The sequence below is a fragment of the Pseudomonas sp. Y3 TE3536 genome (genome assembly GCF_053629175.1).
Genome location: NZ_JBRJHU010000001.1, coordinates 2,960,793 through 2,977,414 on the forward strand (window position 1 = coordinate 2,960,793; position 16,622 = coordinate 2,977,414).

A 16,622-nucleotide genomic window follows, 5' to 3' on the forward strand; every position below is an offset into this window, starting at 1 on the left:
TCACGCCGGCTCCTTCGGAAAGAGCCGGGCCAGGTTGATTAACAACAGTTTTCGGGCGCACGGGTCCATGGCGAATGCACACTTCGCCGAGCGCAGGCAAAATTATTCCGGAGCGCGAAAAGTTATGCGCTCAAACTTGGCAGTAAAAAGCCATTATTAAAAAACGTGCCTTGGCGTGCAGCCGTCTTTATTGCAATGCGCTACGTGGCGCGCTGCTGTGCTTGTTTTTTCAAGTGGATAAATCCTTTGAAATCAACCACTAGGACGATTTGTAAGGGCGCGTCTCTCCTGCGTGGACAGGGCTCTTGGGGGGTGCCCGTTATACCTGTCGAAGTTGCTGTGGCAGGCAGTGGATACCTGCCGTTGTCATCTGTAAGTCATCTCTCACAGCCCAGGGGCAGGAAAATCGTTACGGCACTATGAGCGATCCGGTATGACAGAAGTTCCTGGCTGGGTTTTGCCCGGATGAAAGATTTCTAAATAATTCTTCAGTGATAAATAGTTTCAATCTGATAGCACTGGGGCGTTTCGTCCCGGTATATAAAGGGCGAGATTGAGGGGGGATGTTTTAATGCCAGTATCGAAAAATATTTTTCAAAAAACGTCAAAAAAGGTACGAACGGTCTTATGGCGTTTGGCGATAAAGGGTGGGCTGGTGGTTTTTTGGCGTCGGGATTGTGGCGTGGTGGCGGTTTGATTCGGGGCCGGTGTGGGGGCGTTTGGTGGCTATTTGCCGTGATGGATTGTGTGGGGGTTGGTGCATGGCGGGGGATTTTCTGGGGTTTCGAGATCGAGCGCCGCCCGCGCGGCGCATCGCGAGCAACGCTCGCTACTACGTTTGTTTCGGGCCAGTCACGCCTGTGAAGGCGGCGCGCGACCGCCTCCCACAAGGTTAATTGGTCCGAAACAACTGTAGGAGCAGCCTTGTGCTGCGAAGCGGCGCTCGGTCTTGAAGCCGCAGATGTCATGTCGGGCAACTGGCTGCCTCTGCCCCAATTTTACGCGAAGGCGATACTTGCTCGCCAAAGCACCAAATGCTTGAGGCCGTTTGCTAAAGGCTCTTACAAGCTAGCAGATCTGTTAGTAGTTTCACGGGTAAAACTTATAAACACTGGCAGGCAATTCGGGGGTATGCACTATAAGAAAGGAGTTAACGATGGAGCGTGATAAACGTACGGCACGGTATTTCTATCAAGGGAATAAGTTGGTTGGTGTAAAAAAGGCTGCACAGGATTGTACAATTTTCCGCGTCGTGAACCAGCCGTTAGCAGAGCGTCGCTCCAGCGGTAGCCTCGTAGGTTTGCTGGCGGTTGATAGGGCAGGGTCTGTAATTCAACACATGCAGAGAAGCGACGGGGAACATTGTGCCTATTCAGTATATGGGGACGCCCCGCTGCCCAGAACGCACCTGGCCCTGGGGTTCAATGGCGAGCAGCTGGAGCAGAGCACCCATCGCTATTGGTTAGGCCAGGGCTATCGGAAATACGATTCACGGTTAATGCGATTTCTTTCGCCTGACCGAATAAGCCCTTTTGGCGCAGGCGGGCTGAATGCCTATGGTTACTGTACAGGCGACCCTGTTAATTATAGTGACCCTAGCGGGCGCATGAGAGATTGGGTCGCATTTTTGCTTTACAGGAAGAAGCTGGCGAGTATACGTAGTCATCTGAAAATGGTAAGGCGGAGGCTGGATGTTGAAAATGAAACTTATGACAAGCGATTGAAGCGTTTCGACAAAGAGTCGACTACGGAAAACCATAAAAGGTTAACGAAAACAGAAGATAAGCGTGATAAGGCTCAGGGAGAGCTGGACTACTATCAAGAGCAAGAAAAACACTATAGGTATAAAAAGGCGAAGGCCCGATACGCGGATCACACTGAAGAAGCACTGCATAAGAAGCTGCTAGATAAGAGAGGCTGGAATATCGGTGCTGCAGAGCTTCAGCGAATAGCTACAGCGGTACGTAGTTATTAGAGGTTGGGGTGAGTGTGCGTAGGTTTCGTGGTAATGGAACAGAGTGGGCGTATTAACAGAAATGTCCGAGATTGTGACGAAAGGAGCAGCTAGGGGTTCTGCTCCTTGCATCAAATGTGTCTCTAGACGTCCGGCTGATCCCGCAAAAACACCAGATGGTCCGCCTTCGACTGCTCGGCACTGTAGTAGTACCCCTGCACATCGAACTGCTTCAACTGCTCTGGGTCGCTGATGCGCTGCTCGATCACGAAGCGGCTCATCATCCCGCGGGCTTTCTTGGCGTAGAAGCTGATGATCTTGTACTGGCCGTTCTTGAAGTCCTTGAAATCGACGTTGATCACGCGGGCCTTCAAGGCGCTGCGTTTTACCGCGCTGAAGTACTCATTGCTGGCCAGGTTCAGCAGTACGAGTATCCTATGGGCTGTATTTTCGAAGTGTTATCAATAGGTTGTTGCTTCCGCGGTATTTGTTTCTAGCGTGTTCGCAGGGAGGCATGTGAGAAGTCGTAGTTTCGGAAGGTTTACGTATTTGTTAGAGACGGGAAGATAAAGCGTGTACAAGAGCGAGAGGATCCTTGCACGCCATGTGCGTCAAGCAGCAGAACTTTCGGCGTGTGTGGCAGGCCCGCAAATTTAGGTCGTAGAGGCAGTAGCGTCAAAAATGCAAACGCTTATCCCCGATATCTATCGAGTGAGATATAAGGGAGATCTGAGTGGGGAGGGTTTACCGCGTGAAAATTATTGCAGGTGAGAATGATTAGAGGTGATGGTCAGAATTTTCTACTGGTAACGATTCCGGAAAAGTTCAGGCAGTCACTTACTCGAATACCTTGAATTTCGCTTAAAGATGATACAGGAGCGAATTTGTATTCTGAGTGTTCGTTGCTTAATGTTATTTTAGAGATGTCATTTAGCGTGCAGCGGAATATGAAGGCCTGTGAGTTGTACTGTTTATGATAATAAACGCCAGTCAGGGCTGCATCGGTGATTGGCTGATTGAGTTCTTCAAAGCATTCTCTGATGAGTGCTTCATGAATTGTTTCTCCAACCTCTAGGGCCCCGCCGGGGAGACCCCATGCAAAATTCCCATAGGTTGCTTTTAATAGGAGTACTTCATTTTTTTCGTTAAGTATTACTGCGTGGGAACTCAGGCGAAAAGTATCGTCAAATGCCATACATTGATCTCTAATTTTTTTGAAATGGTTGCGAGTAGGTTAGTAATAACCGCTGTATAGTCAAATGAGAAAATGTTTGAAGTTGTAACGAAGGGAGCATGTTCTCTTACGAACAGCTCCCGTCTTCGTGAATAACTCACTCGCCAGGGTGGTCGCGCAGGAAAACCAGATGATCCGCCTTCGACTGCTCGGCACTGTAGTAGTACCCCTGCACGTCGAACTGCTTCAACTGCTCTGGGTCGCTGATGCGCTGCTCGATCACGAAGCGGCTCATCATCCCGCGGGCTTTCTTGGCGTAGAAGCTGATGATCTTGTACTGGCCGTTCTTGAAGTCCTTGAAGTCGACGTTGATCACGCGGGCCTTCAAGGCGCTGCGTTTTACCGCGCTGAAGTACTCATTGCTGGCCAGGTTCAACAACACGTCGTCACCTTGGTCGGCCAGGGCCTGGTTCAGCCATTCGCTGATGCGCGTGCCCCAGAAGGCATACAGGTCCTTGCCGCGGGCATTGGCCAGCTTGGTGCCCATTTCCAGGCGGTACGGCTGCATCAGGTCGAGCGGGCGCAGCAGGCCGTACAGGCCAGAGAGCATGCGCAGGTGGTCCTGGGCGTAGCTGAAGTCGTCTTCGCCAAGGCTCTCGGCATCGAGGCCGGTGTACACGTCACCTTTGAACGCCAGCAACGCTTGCTTGGCGTTGGCCGGGGTGAAGTCTGGGGTCCAGCTGCCGAAACGGGCGGCGTTGAGGCCGGCGAGTTTGTCGGACAGGTGCATCAGTTCACTGATCTGGGCGGGCGACAGCTCGCGCAGTTGCACGATCAGTGCCTGGGAGTCGTCCAGGTACTGGGGCAGGGTGAAACGCTCGGTCACCGGCGGGGTGTCGTAGTCGAGGGTCTTGGCGGGGGAAATCACCGTCAGCATCGGGTCGGCTCCTGGAATCGTTGCCGGGGATTCTACGGGCTGGGCCTGGCAAGTCCAAACTATGCCGACGATAGTCACAGACCATCGCCAAGCCAGGCGCTATAGTGCGCGTTTTGCTGTTGCGGAGCTTCCCACCGTGCGCATTGCATCGGCCTTGCTGGCCACGTTGTTGAGCCTGGCCGTGCAGGCCGCCCCATCACCCCAGGCAAGCCTGGACCGCAGCCTATGGCCCGAGCAGTTGGACAGCCCGGCACTGTTTGACGTGGCCTCGCGGGCCGAGATCCTCTCGTTCGCCCAGGTGCTGCACGAGAGCGAACTGCTGGACGATGGCGCACTGGCGGCCCGGCTAGGGTTGCGGCAGATCAACCTGCAAAAGGTCCGCTTGGTGCGGGCACGCCTGTGGCAGCGTTTGTGGCAGGGTTATCAACAGGCCCAGCGCAGTTGCGAACAGGATGCTTCGTTCTGCTACCCGGTCACGTCGATGGCGGAATTGCGTACGCAGGCAGCGATTTTCGCTGCAGATGTCGGCACGTTTTATACCGGCTGGGTCGAGCCGAGCCATCAGTTCCATGTCCGTTACCTGGATGAGCAACTGCGCAAGGCAGCCCTGTTGCCGAACACCAGCAGCGAGGTCGAGCGCCTTTCCAACCGGGAACGCAATGGCGATGAGCTCAACGATCGCATGTTCCTGCTGACCTTCGTGGGGGGCCCAGGGCCAGACGGGGGCTATACCGATACCCTCACCCATTACCTGCGTCGGCAAAAGCTTGAAGGCACGTTCTTCGTGCTGGGCAATCGCCTGCAGCAACGCCGTGACGCTGCCACCGTGGAGGCTCTGCGACAGGTCTATCGCGGGCAATGCGTGGGTATTCAGGGCTGGGAGTACCGCTCACATGCCCAGTGGCAGGGCTGGCAGGATTCGTTGCGGCGCAGCCAGGCGCGGGTGCAGGCTGACCTGCCGGCGCAGTACGTGCCGCTGTTCCGCCCGCCTTATGGCCAGCGTCGGGCCGATGGCGAAGCGTTCATGGCCAGCCAGCGGTTGCAGGTGTCGTTGTGGGATATCGATGCCCAGGATGAGGGCCCGTTGAGCGCAGAGGCCTCGGCGCAGCGGGTGCTGACCTTGATGCTGCTGTGGCGCAAGGGGGTGATCCAATTCCACGACAGCCTGCCCAAGGCACAGCCGGCGGTGGAATGGTTGTTGCGCAACACCGCGCAGAGCGGCATTGGCTGGGAGGGCTGCCAGGCTTATGGGCATCGTGAGCAGGGGGACTAATATCTGACTGTAGACCTCACTCGCCCCCTCGCCAACCCCTGTTCGTCAATCGGAAAAATAAACTTCACCTGCGCGTAAAAATGCTTTTTTTAGTCATCGTTTATGCGGTATGAAGAAACCAGACAGCCGAGCCCTGCAGCACAGGTGGCGTCATCCACCGTGTCAGGTTCGCTTCCCGCCCGTAGCAACGCGGATACGGGAAGACCGGCAGTCACTCTGCGGCGCAGCAGACCGCGCCGTGTGGCTTCGACATAAGGTGACCGAGTATGGATGACCAAGGACGCAACCCTTCCTCCAGCAAGCCAATCCTGTATGTGCTCGATACCAACGTCCTGATTCACGACCCCAACGCATTGCTCAACTTCGAGGAGCACCACGTCGCCATTCCGATGACGGTGCTGGAGGAACTCGACAAGCTCAAGACCGGTAAACAAAGCATCGCCGCCGAATGCCGCCAGGCCATTCGCCTGATCGACCAGACCTTAGGTAACGCCTCGCCCAGCGATGTCGAGCAGGGCGTGCCGATCCAGCGCAACAAGAGTGGGCCCAAGGGCTTCCTGTCCATCCTGATGACCCCGCGCAACGAGCCGAACAAGCTGCTGCCGGAAAACCTCAACGACAACATCATCATCAACCAGTTGCTCGAAGTACGGGCCCGGCGCACCGACCTTGACGTGGTGCTGGTCACCAAAGACATCAACATGCGCCTGAAGGCGCGTGCTTGCGGTATCGCGGCCGAGGACTACAGCACCGACCAGTTGGTCGATGACGTGTCGCTGTTGTCCAAGGGCTACCATTCGGTCACCGGCTCGTTCTGGGACCGGGTCAGCAAGGTCGACACCCGCCAGGAACGGGGCCGCACCTGGCATCGTGTGCAAATGATCGACAACTTGCCGGCAGTGCACATCAACGAGTTCATCATCGATGAACAAGGCTTCGTCGGCTGGATCAAGGGCATCCGCGATGATGAACTGCTGCTGCTCGACCTTCACCAGGAACCCCTGTTGCACCAGGAAGCCTGGGGCCTGAAACCGCGAGACATCCATCAGAGCCTGGCCCTGTTCGCCTTGCTCGACCCGGATATCCACCTGGTCAACCTGACCGGCGCCGCTGGCTCGGGCAAGACCATCCTGGCCCTGGCCGCGGCCATCGAGCAGACCATGGTCAGCAAGCGTTACCGGCGCATCATCGCTACCCGCAGCGTGCAGGGGCTGGACCAGGAGATCGGCTTCCTGCCGGGCACCGAAGCGGAGAAGATGGAACCCTGGCTGGGTGCCATCACCGACAACCTCGAAGCCTTGCACATGGATGACGAGAGCACCCACGGCAGCGTCGAGTACATCCTTGAGCGGGTGCCGCTGCAGTTCAAGTCGCTGAACTACATTCGCGGTCGCAGCTTCCAGCAGAGCCTGATCCTGATCGACGAGTGCCAGAACCTCACGCCGCACCAGATGAAAACCATCATCACCCGTGCCGGTTCCGGTTCCAAGGTGGTCTGCCTGGGCAACCTGGCGCAGATCGATACCCCTTACCTGTCCGCGACCAGCTCGGGCCTGACCTACCTGACCGAGCGCTTCAAGGACTTCCCCCATGGCGTGCACATCACCCTGCAGGGTGTGCCACGGTCGGTACTGGCCGAGTACGCCGAGTCGCATCTGTAACCCACCCAGCCGGGCGGTACGCCGCCCGGCCTCTTCGCGGGGCAAGCCCGCTCCCACAGTAGATCCACTCGATTCAAGGCCAGTGGAGATCCTGTGGGAGCGGGCTTGCCCCGCGAAGAGGCTAGCACCGACAGTACATGCCACTGCTCAAACCTGACCCACAGGTTTACACTCTGTGTTCCCTTCACAGGAGCAGAGCAGTGCTGACACATCTTGATTCCCAGGGGCGGGCCAACATGGTCGACGTCACTGAAAAGGCCGTGACCGAGCGCGAGGCGATTGCCGAGGCGCGGGTGCGCATGTTGCCGCAGACCTTGCAGATGATCGTCGACGGTGAGCACCCCAAGGGCGATGTGTTCGCCGTGGCGCGCATTGCCGGTATCCAGGCGGCGAAAAAAACCAGCGACCTGATCCCGCTGTGCCATCCGCTGATGCTGACCAGCGTCAAGGTCGAACTCAGCGCCGAAGGGCAGGACGCAGTGCGCATCGTCGCCCGCTGCAAGCTGGCCGGCCAGACCGGCGTCGAGATGGAGGCACTGACCGCTGCCAGCGTTGCCGCACTGACCATCTACGACATGTGCAAGGCCGTGGACAAGGGCATGGTGATCGAGCAGGTGCGCCTGCTGGAAAAACTCGGCGGCAAGAGCGGCCACTACAAGGTGGACGCGTGATGAAGGTCAAGGTGATGTATTTCGCCCGTTACCGGGAATTGCTCGGGCTCGATGCCGAACGCGTGGAAGGTGACTTCGCGGTGATCGACGATGTGCGCAAGGCGCTGGTGGCCAAGGGCGGGCAATATGAATTGCTGGCGGAGCAGAACCTGATGTGCGCGCGCAACGAAGAGCTCTGCCGGCTCGACGAGCCGCTGCAAGAGGGCGACGAAGTGGCGTTCTTCCCGCCGGTGACCGGAGGCTAAGCATGACGGTGCGAGTGCAGCACGGGGCGTTTGACCCGGGTGTCGAGGTCAATGCCATGCATGCCGCGAATGTCGGCGTGGGCGCGGTGGTCGGGTTTGTCGGCTACGTGCGTGATTTCAATGATGGCCGCGAGGTGGCCGGGATGTTCCTTGAGCACTACCCGGGGATGACCGAGAAGGCGTTGGCCAAGATCGTGGTCGAGGCTGAGCAGCGCTGGCCCTTGCTCAAGGTCGAGGTGTTGCACCGGATTGGCGCGTTGGAGCCGGGCGAACCGATCGTTTTCGTCGGTGTGGCCAGTGCCCATCGGCAGGCGGCGTTCGATGCCTGCAACTTCATCATGGATTACCTGAAGACCCGGGCGCCGTTCTGGAAGAAGGAAAACACCCAGGACGGGCCGCGCTGGGTGGAAGGGAAGCAGAGTGACCAGGATGCGGCGGGGCGCTGGTAAGCCGATCGGTGTACTTCGGAAGCAGCACGGCCTCTGTAGGAGCAGCCTTGTGCTGCGAAAGGGCCAGTGCTAACACCAACGATGACTGTGTTGTCACCGGCCTCTTCGCAGCACAAGGCTGCTCCTACAGAGATCGCGAATTACCTGGGCTCTGCGTGCCTCAATGATGCTTGCGCGGCACCGGCTTGAGCAGCTCATCCGGCGGCATCTCGCATTTGATCTTGCGCCCCAGCAGCTCTTCGATCGCCGGCAGCTGGTAGGAATCGTCCTCGCCGGCAAAGCTGATCGACACGCCACTGGTCCCCGCGCGGCCGGTACGGCCGATGCGGTGAACATAGTCATCGGCATCTTCGGGCAGGGTGAAGTTGATCACGTGGCTGATACCATCGATGTGGATACCGCGGCCCGCCACGTCAGTGGCCACCAGCACGGTAATCCGGCCTTCACGGAAGCTCTCCAGCGTACGAATGCGCTTGTGCTGCGGCACGTCACCCGACAGTTGGGCGGCGTTGATACCGTCGCGCACCAGCTTCTCTTCGATACGCCGCACTTCATCCTTGCGGTTGGCGAACACCATCACCCGTTCCCACTTGTTCTGGGTCACCAGGTTGTACAGCAGCTTGTACTTGTCGCTGCCGGCCACCGCGTAGACGTGCTGCTCGACCGTCTCGCTGGCGACGTTTTCTGGCTCGATCTCGACGATGGCGGGGTTGGTGGTCCACTGCTTGGCCAGGTTCATCACGTCTTCGGTGAAGGTGGCGGAGAACAGCAGCGTCTGGCGCTCGCTTTTCGGCGGGGTCTGGCGAATGATCTGACGTACCTGTGGGATAAAGCCCATGTCGAGCATGCGGTCGGCTTCGTCCAGCACCATCACTTCGACCATGTCCAGGTGCACTTCACCGCGCTGGTTGAAGTCCAGCAGGCGGCCCGGCGTGGCGACCAGGATGTCGCAATGACGCGCTTCCAGGGCCTTGAGCTGCTTGTCGAAGTCCATGCCACCGACAAAGCTCATGACGTTCAGGCCGGTGTACTTGGTCAGGGCGGCGGCGTCCTTGGCGATCTGCACCACCAGTTCGCGGGTTGGCGCGATGATCAGCGCGCGCGGTTCGCCCATGAAGCGTTCTTTGGGCGGCGGCGTCTGCTGCAGCTGGGAAATGATCGAGATCAGGAACGCGGCGGTCTTGCCGGTGCCGGTCTGGGCTCGGCCGATCGCGTCCTGGCCGCGCAGGGTGTAACCCAATACCTGCGCCTGGATCGGCGTGCAGTAGGGGAAGCCCAGGTCGTGGATCGCGTGCATCACTTCACTGGACAGCTTGAAGTCGTGGAAGCGGGTTTTACCTTCCTGCGGCTCTACCACGAAATCTTCCAGCTTCCACAGGCTGGCCTGCGGCTTTGGCTTGCGTTCGCGGCGCGGTTTGTCCTTGGCCGGTTTGTCGGTGGCGGCAGGCGCTTGGGCCTCAGGGCTGGCGTCGGCGAGTGTTGGGGCCGGCTGAGGCGCTGGCTGAGACTGGGGCTGAGCCACAGCAGCGGGAGCAGGCGCGGGCGTTTTCACGCTGGCAGCGGGATCGACGGCCTGAGGCGCGGCGTCTCCTTTGCCGAATATTTTTTTGAGTGCCTTGAGCACGATCGTCTCATCAACTGGTTAAGGAATGTACGCCGGGCAGTGTAAAGCAAGAACTGGACACGGCGTAGCGGAATACACCTACAACGACGGGCGAGCCTGGCTTATTGCAATTGCTGGCTCAACCAGTCGTGGATATCGCTCAGTTCCTCGATGGCCACTTCATGCTCCATTGGGTACTCGTGCCATTGGGCGGCAACACCCCAAGTATTCAGGTATTCGAAGGCCGTGCGCCCCATCGAAGGGATCACCACCGGGTCGTGCACGCCATGCAGGCACAGGGCCGGGGTGCGTTGCTGGCAGGCGCTGAGTTCGTGGGCATCGTTGAAGGTTGGCGCGTAGGTGGACAGCGCGATCACCCCGCCCAGGGCTTCTTGCCACTTTATATACGCCGTGTGCAGCACCACCGCGCCTCCCTGGGAGAACCCGGCCAGGAAAATCCGCGACAGATTGATGCCCTTGGCCTGTTCGGCCTTGATCAGGGCGATCACCTGATCGGCCGATTCCTCCAGTTGCGCCTCGTCGATGGCGCGCGCCGGGGTCATGGCCTTGATGTCATACCAGCTGGGCATGGCATAGCCGCCATTGATGGTGACTGGGCGGGTAGGGGCCTGGGGCATGATGAACCGGGTACTGAGCAGTCGTTCCTGCATGAATTCGGCAACCGGTAGGAAGTCGTAACGGTCGGCGCCCAGGCCGTGCAACCAGATCACACAGGCGTCGGCGGTTTTCTGCGGTTCGAGAATCAGCGGGTTGGTCATGACTGCTCCGAAAGTGTGCGTGTCTTGTTTTCGTGTGCGTAAAAAGAAGGCGCTGCAAATGATTGTCGGAAAAAGAATGTCGCAACGATACAACTTTCCCTACTTGACGAGCGCTTAAACGCTTTAGCCGTCAACTGTGGTACGCCCTTTGCTATGAATCATTCGATGCAAGGGTCAGGCCGTGACGGTAACACCCTTTGCACGTGAAGGCTGTCATAGAACAGCCCATTGCGCCATTGACCCAATAACAAGCCAACACGGGTCGGATACGCCTCAAAAGGGTGCGGTGCAATTCCGGCTCGGTACAACAAGAGCGATTTGGAGGTTGTGAATGAAGATGTTGAAAACCACCCTGGCAGTCCTGACCGCTGCCGCTGCGCTGGGCGCTGTGACAACCGCCCAGGCCGGCGCCACGCTTGATGCGGTAAAGAAGAAGGGCTTCGTCCAGTGTGGCGTGAGCGACGGTCTTCCAGGCTTCTCGGTACCTGATGCGCAAGGCAAGATCGTCGGTATCGACGCCGATGTCTGCCGCGCCGTCGCTGCCGCCGTGTTCGGCGATGCGACCAAGGTCAAGTTCAGCCAGCTCAACGCCAAGGAACGCTTCACTGCGCTGCAGTCTGGCGAAGTCGACGTGCTGTCGCGCAACACCACCTGGACCAGCTCGCGCGATGCCGGCATGGGCCTGGTGTTCGCCGGTGTCACCTACTATGACGGCGTCGGCTTCCTGGTCAACAAGAAGCTGGGGGTTTCCAGTGCCAAAGAGCTCGATGGCGCGACCATCTGCATCCAGGCCGGTACCACCACCGAGCTGAACGTTTCCGACTACTTCCGCGCCAATAACCTGAAGTACACCCCGATCACCTTCGACACCTCCGACGAAAGCGCCAAGTCGCTGGAATCCGGCCGTTGCGACGTGCTGACCTCGGACAAGTCGCAGCTGTTCGCCCAGCGTTCCAAGCTGGCCGCGCCGACCGACTACGTGGTGCTGCCGGAAACCATCTCCAAGGAACCCCTGGGCCCCGTGGTGCGCAAGGGCGACGAAGAATGGTTCAGCATCGTCAAGTGGACCCTGTTCGCCATGCTCAACGCCGAAGAGGCCGGCATCACGTCGAAGAACGTCGAGGCTGAGGCCAAATCCACCAAGAACCCGGACAACGCCCGCCTGCTTGGCGCTGACGGCGAGTACGGCAAAGACCTCAAGCTGCCCAAAGACTGGGTAGTCCAGATCGTCAAGCAAGTGGGCAACTATGGCGAAGTGTTCGAGAAGAACCTGGGCCAGAGCACTGACTTGAAGATCGACCGTGGCATGAACGCCCTGTGGAACAACGGCGGCATCCAGTACGCGCCACCTGTGCGCTGATGGCTGCACCCTGCGGCGGCATCCCGCCGCCGCAGGCTGTTCGAATCCCTACTGTCCGGGGCACTTCATGCAAAATCGAATCGGCGCACAAAAGGGGCTATCCCTGAACGATCCGCGTGTGCGCGCGTGGTTGTTCCAGGTTCTCACGATCGTCTTCGTGGTGGGCCTGGGCTGGTACCTGTTCCACAACACGCAAACCAACCTGCAACACCGGGGCATCACCTCGGGCTTCGACTTCCTCGACCGCAGTGCCGGCTTCGGCATCGCCCAGCACTTGATCCCTTATGTGGAATCCGACAGCTACGCGCGGGTGTTCGTCATCGGCCTGCTCAACACGCTGCTGGTGACGATCATCGGCGTCATCCTGGCGACCGTCTTGGGGTTCATCATCGGTGTGGCACGGCTGTCACCGAACTGGATGATCAACAAACTGGCGACCGTGTATGTGGAGACCTTCCGCAACATTCCACCTTTGCTGCAGATTCTGTTCTGGTATTTCGCGGTGTTCCTGACCCTGCCAGGGCCGCGGGGCAGCATCAACATCAACGACCTGTTCTTCATCAGCAACCGGGGCCTGAACATGCCCGGCGCCTCGATGGCCGATGGCTTCTGGCCGTTTGTCATTGCCCTGGCGCTGGCGATCGCGGCCATCGTGGTGATGGTGCGTGTTGCCAACAAACGCTTCAACGAGACCGGTGAGCCGTTTCACAAGTTTTGGGTGGGGCTGGCGCTGTTCATTGCCATCCCTGGCCTCTGCGTGCTGCTGTTCGGCAGCCCCGTGCACTGGGAAGTGCCGCAGTTGAAGGGCTTCAACTTCGTCGGTGGCTGGGTGCTGATCCCGGAACTGCTGGCATTGACCCTGGCGCTGACGATCTATACCGCGGCGTTCATTGCCGAAATCGTGCGCTCCGGCATCCGTTCGGTCAGCCATGGCCAAACTGAAGCTGCGCGTTCGCTGGGCCTGCGCGAGGGCCCGACCCTGCGCAAGGTGATCATCCCCCAGGCACTGCGGGTGATCATTCCGCCGCTGACCAGCCAGTACCTGAACCTGGCGAAGAACTCGTCGCTGGCGGCCGGTATCGGCTACCCAGAGATGGTCTCGCTGTTCGCCGGTACGGTGCTCAACCAGACCGGCCAGGCCATCGAGGTGATTGCCATCACCATGAGTGTCTATCTCGCCATCAGCATCAGCATTTCGCTGCTGATGAACTGGTACAACAAGCGCATTGCGCTGATCGAGCGGTGAGGATACGCCCGTGAATGCTCACGTTTTCAAACCTGACATGCCGCCACCGGTGAAGACCGTCGGCGTGCTCGCATGGATGCGTGCCAACCTGTTCTCCAGCTGGCTCAATACCCTGCTGACCCTGTTCGCCCTTTATTTGGTGTGGCTGATCGTACCGCCTTTGCTGCAATGGGCGCTGATCGATGCCAACTGGGTCGGCACCACCCGCGCAGACTGCACCAAGGAGGGCGCCTGCTGGGTGTTCGTGCAGCAGCGCTTTGGCCAGTTCATGTACGGCTACTACCCGACGGAACTGCGCTGGCGCGTGGACCTGACCGTGTGGCTGGCCGTGCTCGGCGCCGCGCCGCTGTTCATCAAGCGCTTCCCGCGCAAGGCCGTGTATGGCCTGGGCTTCCTGGTGCTGTACCCGGTCCTCGCCTACACGCTGCTGCATGGCGGCTACCTGGGCCTGGAAAGCGTGCCGACTAGCCAGTGGGGCGGGCTGATGCTGACCCTGGTGATCGCCACCGTGGGTATCGTCGGTGCGTTACCGCTGGGCATCCTGCTGGCATTGGGGCGGCGTTCGCGGATGCCGGCGGTGAAGGTGGTCTGCGTGACCTTCATCGAGTTCTGGCGCGGCGTACCGTTGATCACCGTGCTGTTCATGTCCTCGGTGATGCTGCCGCTGTTCCTGCCCGAAGGCATGAGCTTCGACAAGCTGCTGCGGGCGATGATCGGCGTGATCCTGTTCCAGTCGGCGTACATCGCCGAGGTGGTGCGCGGTGGCCTGCAGGCGATCCCCAAGGGGCAATACGAAGCGGCTGCGGCCATGGGCCTGGGCTACTGGCGGTCGATGGGCCTGGTGATCCTGCCCCAGGCGCTGAAGCTGGTGATCCCCGGCATCGTCAACACCTTCATTGCCCTGTTCAAGGACACCAGCCTGGTCATCATCATCGGCCTGTTCGACCTGCTCAACAGCGTCAAGCAAGCGGCGGCCGACCCGGCCTGGCTGGGCATGGCCACCGAGGGCTACGTGTTCGCTGCGCTGGTTTTCTGGATTTTCTGTTTCGGTATGTCCCGCTACTCCATGCACCTGGAGCGCAAGCTGGACACTGGCCACAAGCGTTAGGAGTTTCGAAATGAGTGAAGCGATCAAGCAGCCTGCTGGCCCCGAAGGCATCATCCAGATGCAGGGTGTGAACAAATGGTACGGCCAGTTCCATGTGCTCAAGGACATCAACCTGAATGTGCGCCAGGGCGAACGCATCGTGCTGTGCGGGCCATCCGGGTCGGGCAAGTCGACTACCATCCGCTGCCTTAACCGGCTTGAAGAGCACCAGCAGGGGCGCATCGTCGTCGATGGCGTCGAGCTGACCAACGACCTCAAGCAGATCGAGGCGATCCGCCGTGAGGTGGGCATGGTGTTCCAGCACTTCAACCTGTTCCCGCACCTGAGCATTCTGGAAAACTGCACACTGGCGCCGATGTGGGTGCGCAAGATGCCGCGGCGCAAGGCCGAGGAAATCGCCATGCATTATCTGGAGCGGGTGCGTATCCCTGAGCAGGCGCACAAGTACCCGGGGCAGTTGTCGGGCGGCCAACAGCAGCGTGTGGCGATTGCCCGGGCGCTGTGCATGAAACCGAAGATCATGCTGTTCGACGAGCCGACGTCGGCGCTCGACCCAGAGATGGTCAAGGAAGTGCTCGATACCATGGTGGGCCTGGCCGAGGACGGCATGACCATGCTCTGTGTCACCCACGAGATGGGCTTTGCCCGCACCGTGGCGAACCGGGTGATCTTCATGGACAAGGGGGAGATTGTGGAGCAGGCGGCGCCGGATGATTTCTTCGACCGGCCGCGCAGTGATCGGACCAAGTTGTTCTTGAGCCAGATTCTGCATTGATGCTGTTGGGGCCGCTTTGCGGCCCATTCGCAGCGCAAGGCTGCTCCTACAGGGGGATCGCATTGCCCTGCAGGAGCAGCCTTGTGCTGCGAATGGGCTGCAAAGCAGCCCCAGTGTTACTTCTCTTCCTGCGTCGTCGCCGGAGCAGGCGGCGGCCGCAGCCCCACCTCGGCAACCAGCTTCAGCTGCTGCCCATTGCGCATCACCTCGATGGTGATCTTCTCGTTGGGTTTGATCCGCGCCACCTGGTTCATCGACTTGCGCCCGTCACCCGCCGGCTCGCCGTTGATGCTCATGATCACGTCACCCAGCTGCAGCCCGGCTTTTTGCGCCGGCCCTTCGCGGAAGATCCCCGCCACGACGATGCCTGGGCGATTCTGCATACCGAACGACTCAGCCAGTTCCTGGCTCAGCGGCTGCACTTCGATGCCCAGCCAGCCACGGATCACCTGGCCATGTTCGACGATCGACTTCATCACCTCCAGCGCCAGCTTCACCGGGATGGCGAAACCAATGCCCTGAGAGCCGCCGGACTTGGAGAAAATGGCCGTGTTGATGCCGATCAGGTTGCCGTTGGCATCGACCAGTGCACCGCCGGAGTTGCCCGGGTTGATCGCCGCGTCGGTCTGGATGAAGTCTTCGTAGTTGTTCAAGCCCAGCTGGTTACGGCCGGTGGCACTGATGATGCCCATGGTCACGGTCTGGCCGACGCCAAAGGGGTTGCCGATGGCCAGCGAGACATCACCAATGTGGATGTTGTCGGAGCGGCCGATGGTGATGGCCGGCAGGCTCTTCAAGTCGATCTTCAGCACCGCCAGGTCGGTTTCCGGGTCGCTGCCGATCACCCGCGCCAAGGTCTCGCGGCCATCCTTGAGCGCTACCACGATCTGGTCGGCGCCACTGGTGACGTGGTTGTTGGTCAGCAGGTAGCCCTCGGGGCTCATGATTACCGCCGAGCCCAGGCTCGACTCCCAGCGCTTCTGCTTGGGCAGGTTGTCGCCAAAGAAGCGGCGGAACTGCGGGTCTTCGAACAGCGGATGGGCGCTCTTGTTGACCACCTTGGTGGTGTACAGGTTGACCACCGCCGGTGCGGCCAGGGTCACGGCGTCGGCATACGACACCGGGCCCTGCATGATCCGAGTGGTTTGCGGGGCCTGCTGCAGGTTGACGTCCTGGCTGGGCAGGCCGACCCATTGCGGGAAGCGCTGGATGATCAGCATGGCGATCAACACACCGGTGAGCAGGGGCCAGCCAAAGTAACGCAGAGCCTTGAACATGAACGAATCCTGGGAGTAGGGCGGGAGCCAGATAGCAGCGCCACGGGGCGCGAGCGCGCGCGATCATACACCTGAAACCGCTGATCGGCGAAGGCTTGTCTGGCCTGCAC

The 16,622-nt window shown here is 59.5% G+C and carries 15 protein-coding genes and 1 pseudogene; 10 read left to right on the forward strand and 6 right to left on the reverse strand.

All coding sequences use genetic code 11. The features are described from left to right. Positions 1–1,156: 1,156 nt before the first annotated feature. Positions 1,157–1,975, forward strand: coding sequence for an RHS repeat-associated core domain-containing protein (locus tag AB7M33_RS13395; RefSeq protein ID WP_454242968.1), 819 nt, complete (start codon positions 1,157–1,159; stop codon positions 1,973–1,975). A gap of 122 nt (positions 1,976–2,097) precedes the next feature. Here the strand turns inward: AB7M33_RS13395 and AB7M33_RS13400 are convergent. The 3 genes and pseudogenes from AB7M33_RS13400 to yaaA all read right to left on the reverse strand — a co-directional run. Beyond that, positions 2,098–2,382 (reverse strand): annotated as a pseudogene (locus AB7M33_RS13400) (YaaA family protein); the annotation flags it as partial. Between the two features lie 362 nt (positions 2,383–2,744). Next, entirely contained in the window at positions 2,745–3,149 is a 405-nt protein-coding gene (locus AB7M33_RS13405; RefSeq protein ID WP_454242969.1) for an NUDIX hydrolase, read from the reverse strand. Between the two features lie 136 nt (positions 3,150–3,285). After that, entirely contained in the window at positions 3,286–4,065 is a 780-nt protein-coding gene (gene yaaA, locus AB7M33_RS13410; RefSeq protein WP_099430386.1) for a peroxide stress protein YaaA, read from the reverse strand. A gap of 136 nt (positions 4,066–4,201) precedes the next feature. Between yaaA and AB7M33_RS13415 the strand changes: the two genes are divergently transcribed. From AB7M33_RS13415 to moaE, 5 genes are all read left to right on the forward strand, one after another. Continuing rightward, the gene (locus AB7M33_RS13415) at positions 4,202–5,338 is read left to right on the forward strand and encodes a polysaccharide deacetylase family protein (RefSeq protein WP_454242970.1); all 1,137 of its coding nucleotides are present in this window, start codon (positions 4,202–4,204) and stop codon (positions 5,336–5,338) included. Between the two features lie 266 nt (positions 5,339–5,604). Beyond that, positions 5,605–6,999 carry a PhoH family protein gene (locus AB7M33_RS13420; RefSeq protein ID WP_027595314.1) on the forward strand — a complete coding sequence of 465 codons (1,395 nt, stop codon included), beginning with the start codon at positions 5,605–5,607 and terminating at the stop codon, positions 6,997–6,999. A 200-nt stretch (positions 7,000–7,199) separates the two neighbouring features. Further along, positions 7,200–7,670, forward strand: coding sequence for a cyclic pyranopterin monophosphate synthase MoaC (gene moaC, locus AB7M33_RS13425; RefSeq protein ID WP_027595315.1), 471 nt, complete (start codon positions 7,200–7,202; stop codon positions 7,668–7,670). After that, positions 7,670–7,915, forward strand: a complete 246-nt coding sequence (moaD, locus tag AB7M33_RS13430; protein ID WP_099430383.1) for a molybdopterin converting factor subunit 1 — start codon at positions 7,670–7,672, stop codon at positions 7,913–7,915. Before moaC ends, moaD begins: the two co-directional genes overlap by 1 nt. Positions 7,916–7,917: 2 nt before the next feature. Beyond that, positions 7,918–8,364, forward strand: coding sequence for a molybdopterin synthase catalytic subunit MoaE (gene moaE / locus AB7M33_RS13435; protein ID WP_027595317.1), 447 nt, complete (start codon positions 7,918–7,920; stop codon positions 8,362–8,364). A gap of 160 nt (positions 8,365–8,524) precedes the next feature. Here moaE and rhlB read toward each other — a convergent pair whose 3' ends face one another. Together rhlB and AB7M33_RS13445 are read right to left on the reverse strand one after the other, a co-directional pair. Then, on the reverse strand, positions 8,525–9,988 hold the full coding sequence (rhlB, locus tag AB7M33_RS13440; protein WP_027595318.1) for an ATP-dependent RNA helicase RhlB: 1,464 nt from the start codon (positions 9,986–9,988) through the stop codon (positions 8,525–8,527). A gap of 101 nt (positions 9,989–10,089) precedes the next feature. Then, positions 10,090–10,746, reverse strand: a complete 657-nt coding sequence (locus AB7M33_RS13445) for an alpha/beta hydrolase (protein ID WP_274888009.1) — start codon at positions 10,744–10,746, stop codon at positions 10,090–10,092. A 331-nt stretch (positions 10,747–11,077) separates the two neighbouring features. Here AB7M33_RS13445 and AB7M33_RS13450 point away from each other — a divergent pair, with 331 nt between their 5' ends. The 4 genes from AB7M33_RS13450 (at position 11,078) to AB7M33_RS13465 (ending at position 15,235) form a co-directional block, all read left to right on the forward strand. Then, complete coding sequence (locus tag AB7M33_RS13450) at positions 11,078–12,106, forward strand: amino acid ABC transporter substrate-binding protein (RefSeq protein WP_027595320.1); 1,029 nt, start codon at positions 11,078–11,080, stop codon at positions 12,104–12,106. 67 nt (positions 12,107–12,173) lie between these two features. After that, the gene (locus AB7M33_RS13455) at positions 12,174–13,352 is read left to right on the forward strand and encodes an amino acid ABC transporter permease (protein ID WP_099430380.1); all 1,179 of its coding nucleotides are present in this window, start codon (positions 12,174–12,176) and stop codon (positions 13,350–13,352) included. A gap of 10 nt (positions 13,353–13,362) precedes the next feature. Further along, complete coding sequence (locus tag AB7M33_RS13460) at positions 13,363–14,460, forward strand: amino acid ABC transporter permease (RefSeq protein ID WP_265968556.1); 1,098 nt, start codon at positions 13,363–13,365, stop codon at positions 14,458–14,460. Positions 14,461–14,470: 10 nt separating this feature from the next. Continuing rightward, entirely contained in the window at positions 14,471–15,235 is a 765-nt protein-coding gene (locus AB7M33_RS13465) for an amino acid ABC transporter ATP-binding protein (RefSeq protein ID WP_003251792.1), read from the forward strand. A 116-nt stretch (positions 15,236–15,351) separates the two neighbouring features. Here the strand turns inward: AB7M33_RS13465 and algW are convergent, their stop codons facing one another. Continuing rightward, a complete protein-coding gene (algW, locus tag AB7M33_RS13470) occupies positions 15,352–16,512 on the reverse strand; it encodes a Do family serine endopeptidase AlgW (RefSeq protein WP_027595323.1) in 1,161 nt (386 codons plus the stop codon). Positions 16,513–16,622 lie beyond the last annotated feature (110 nt).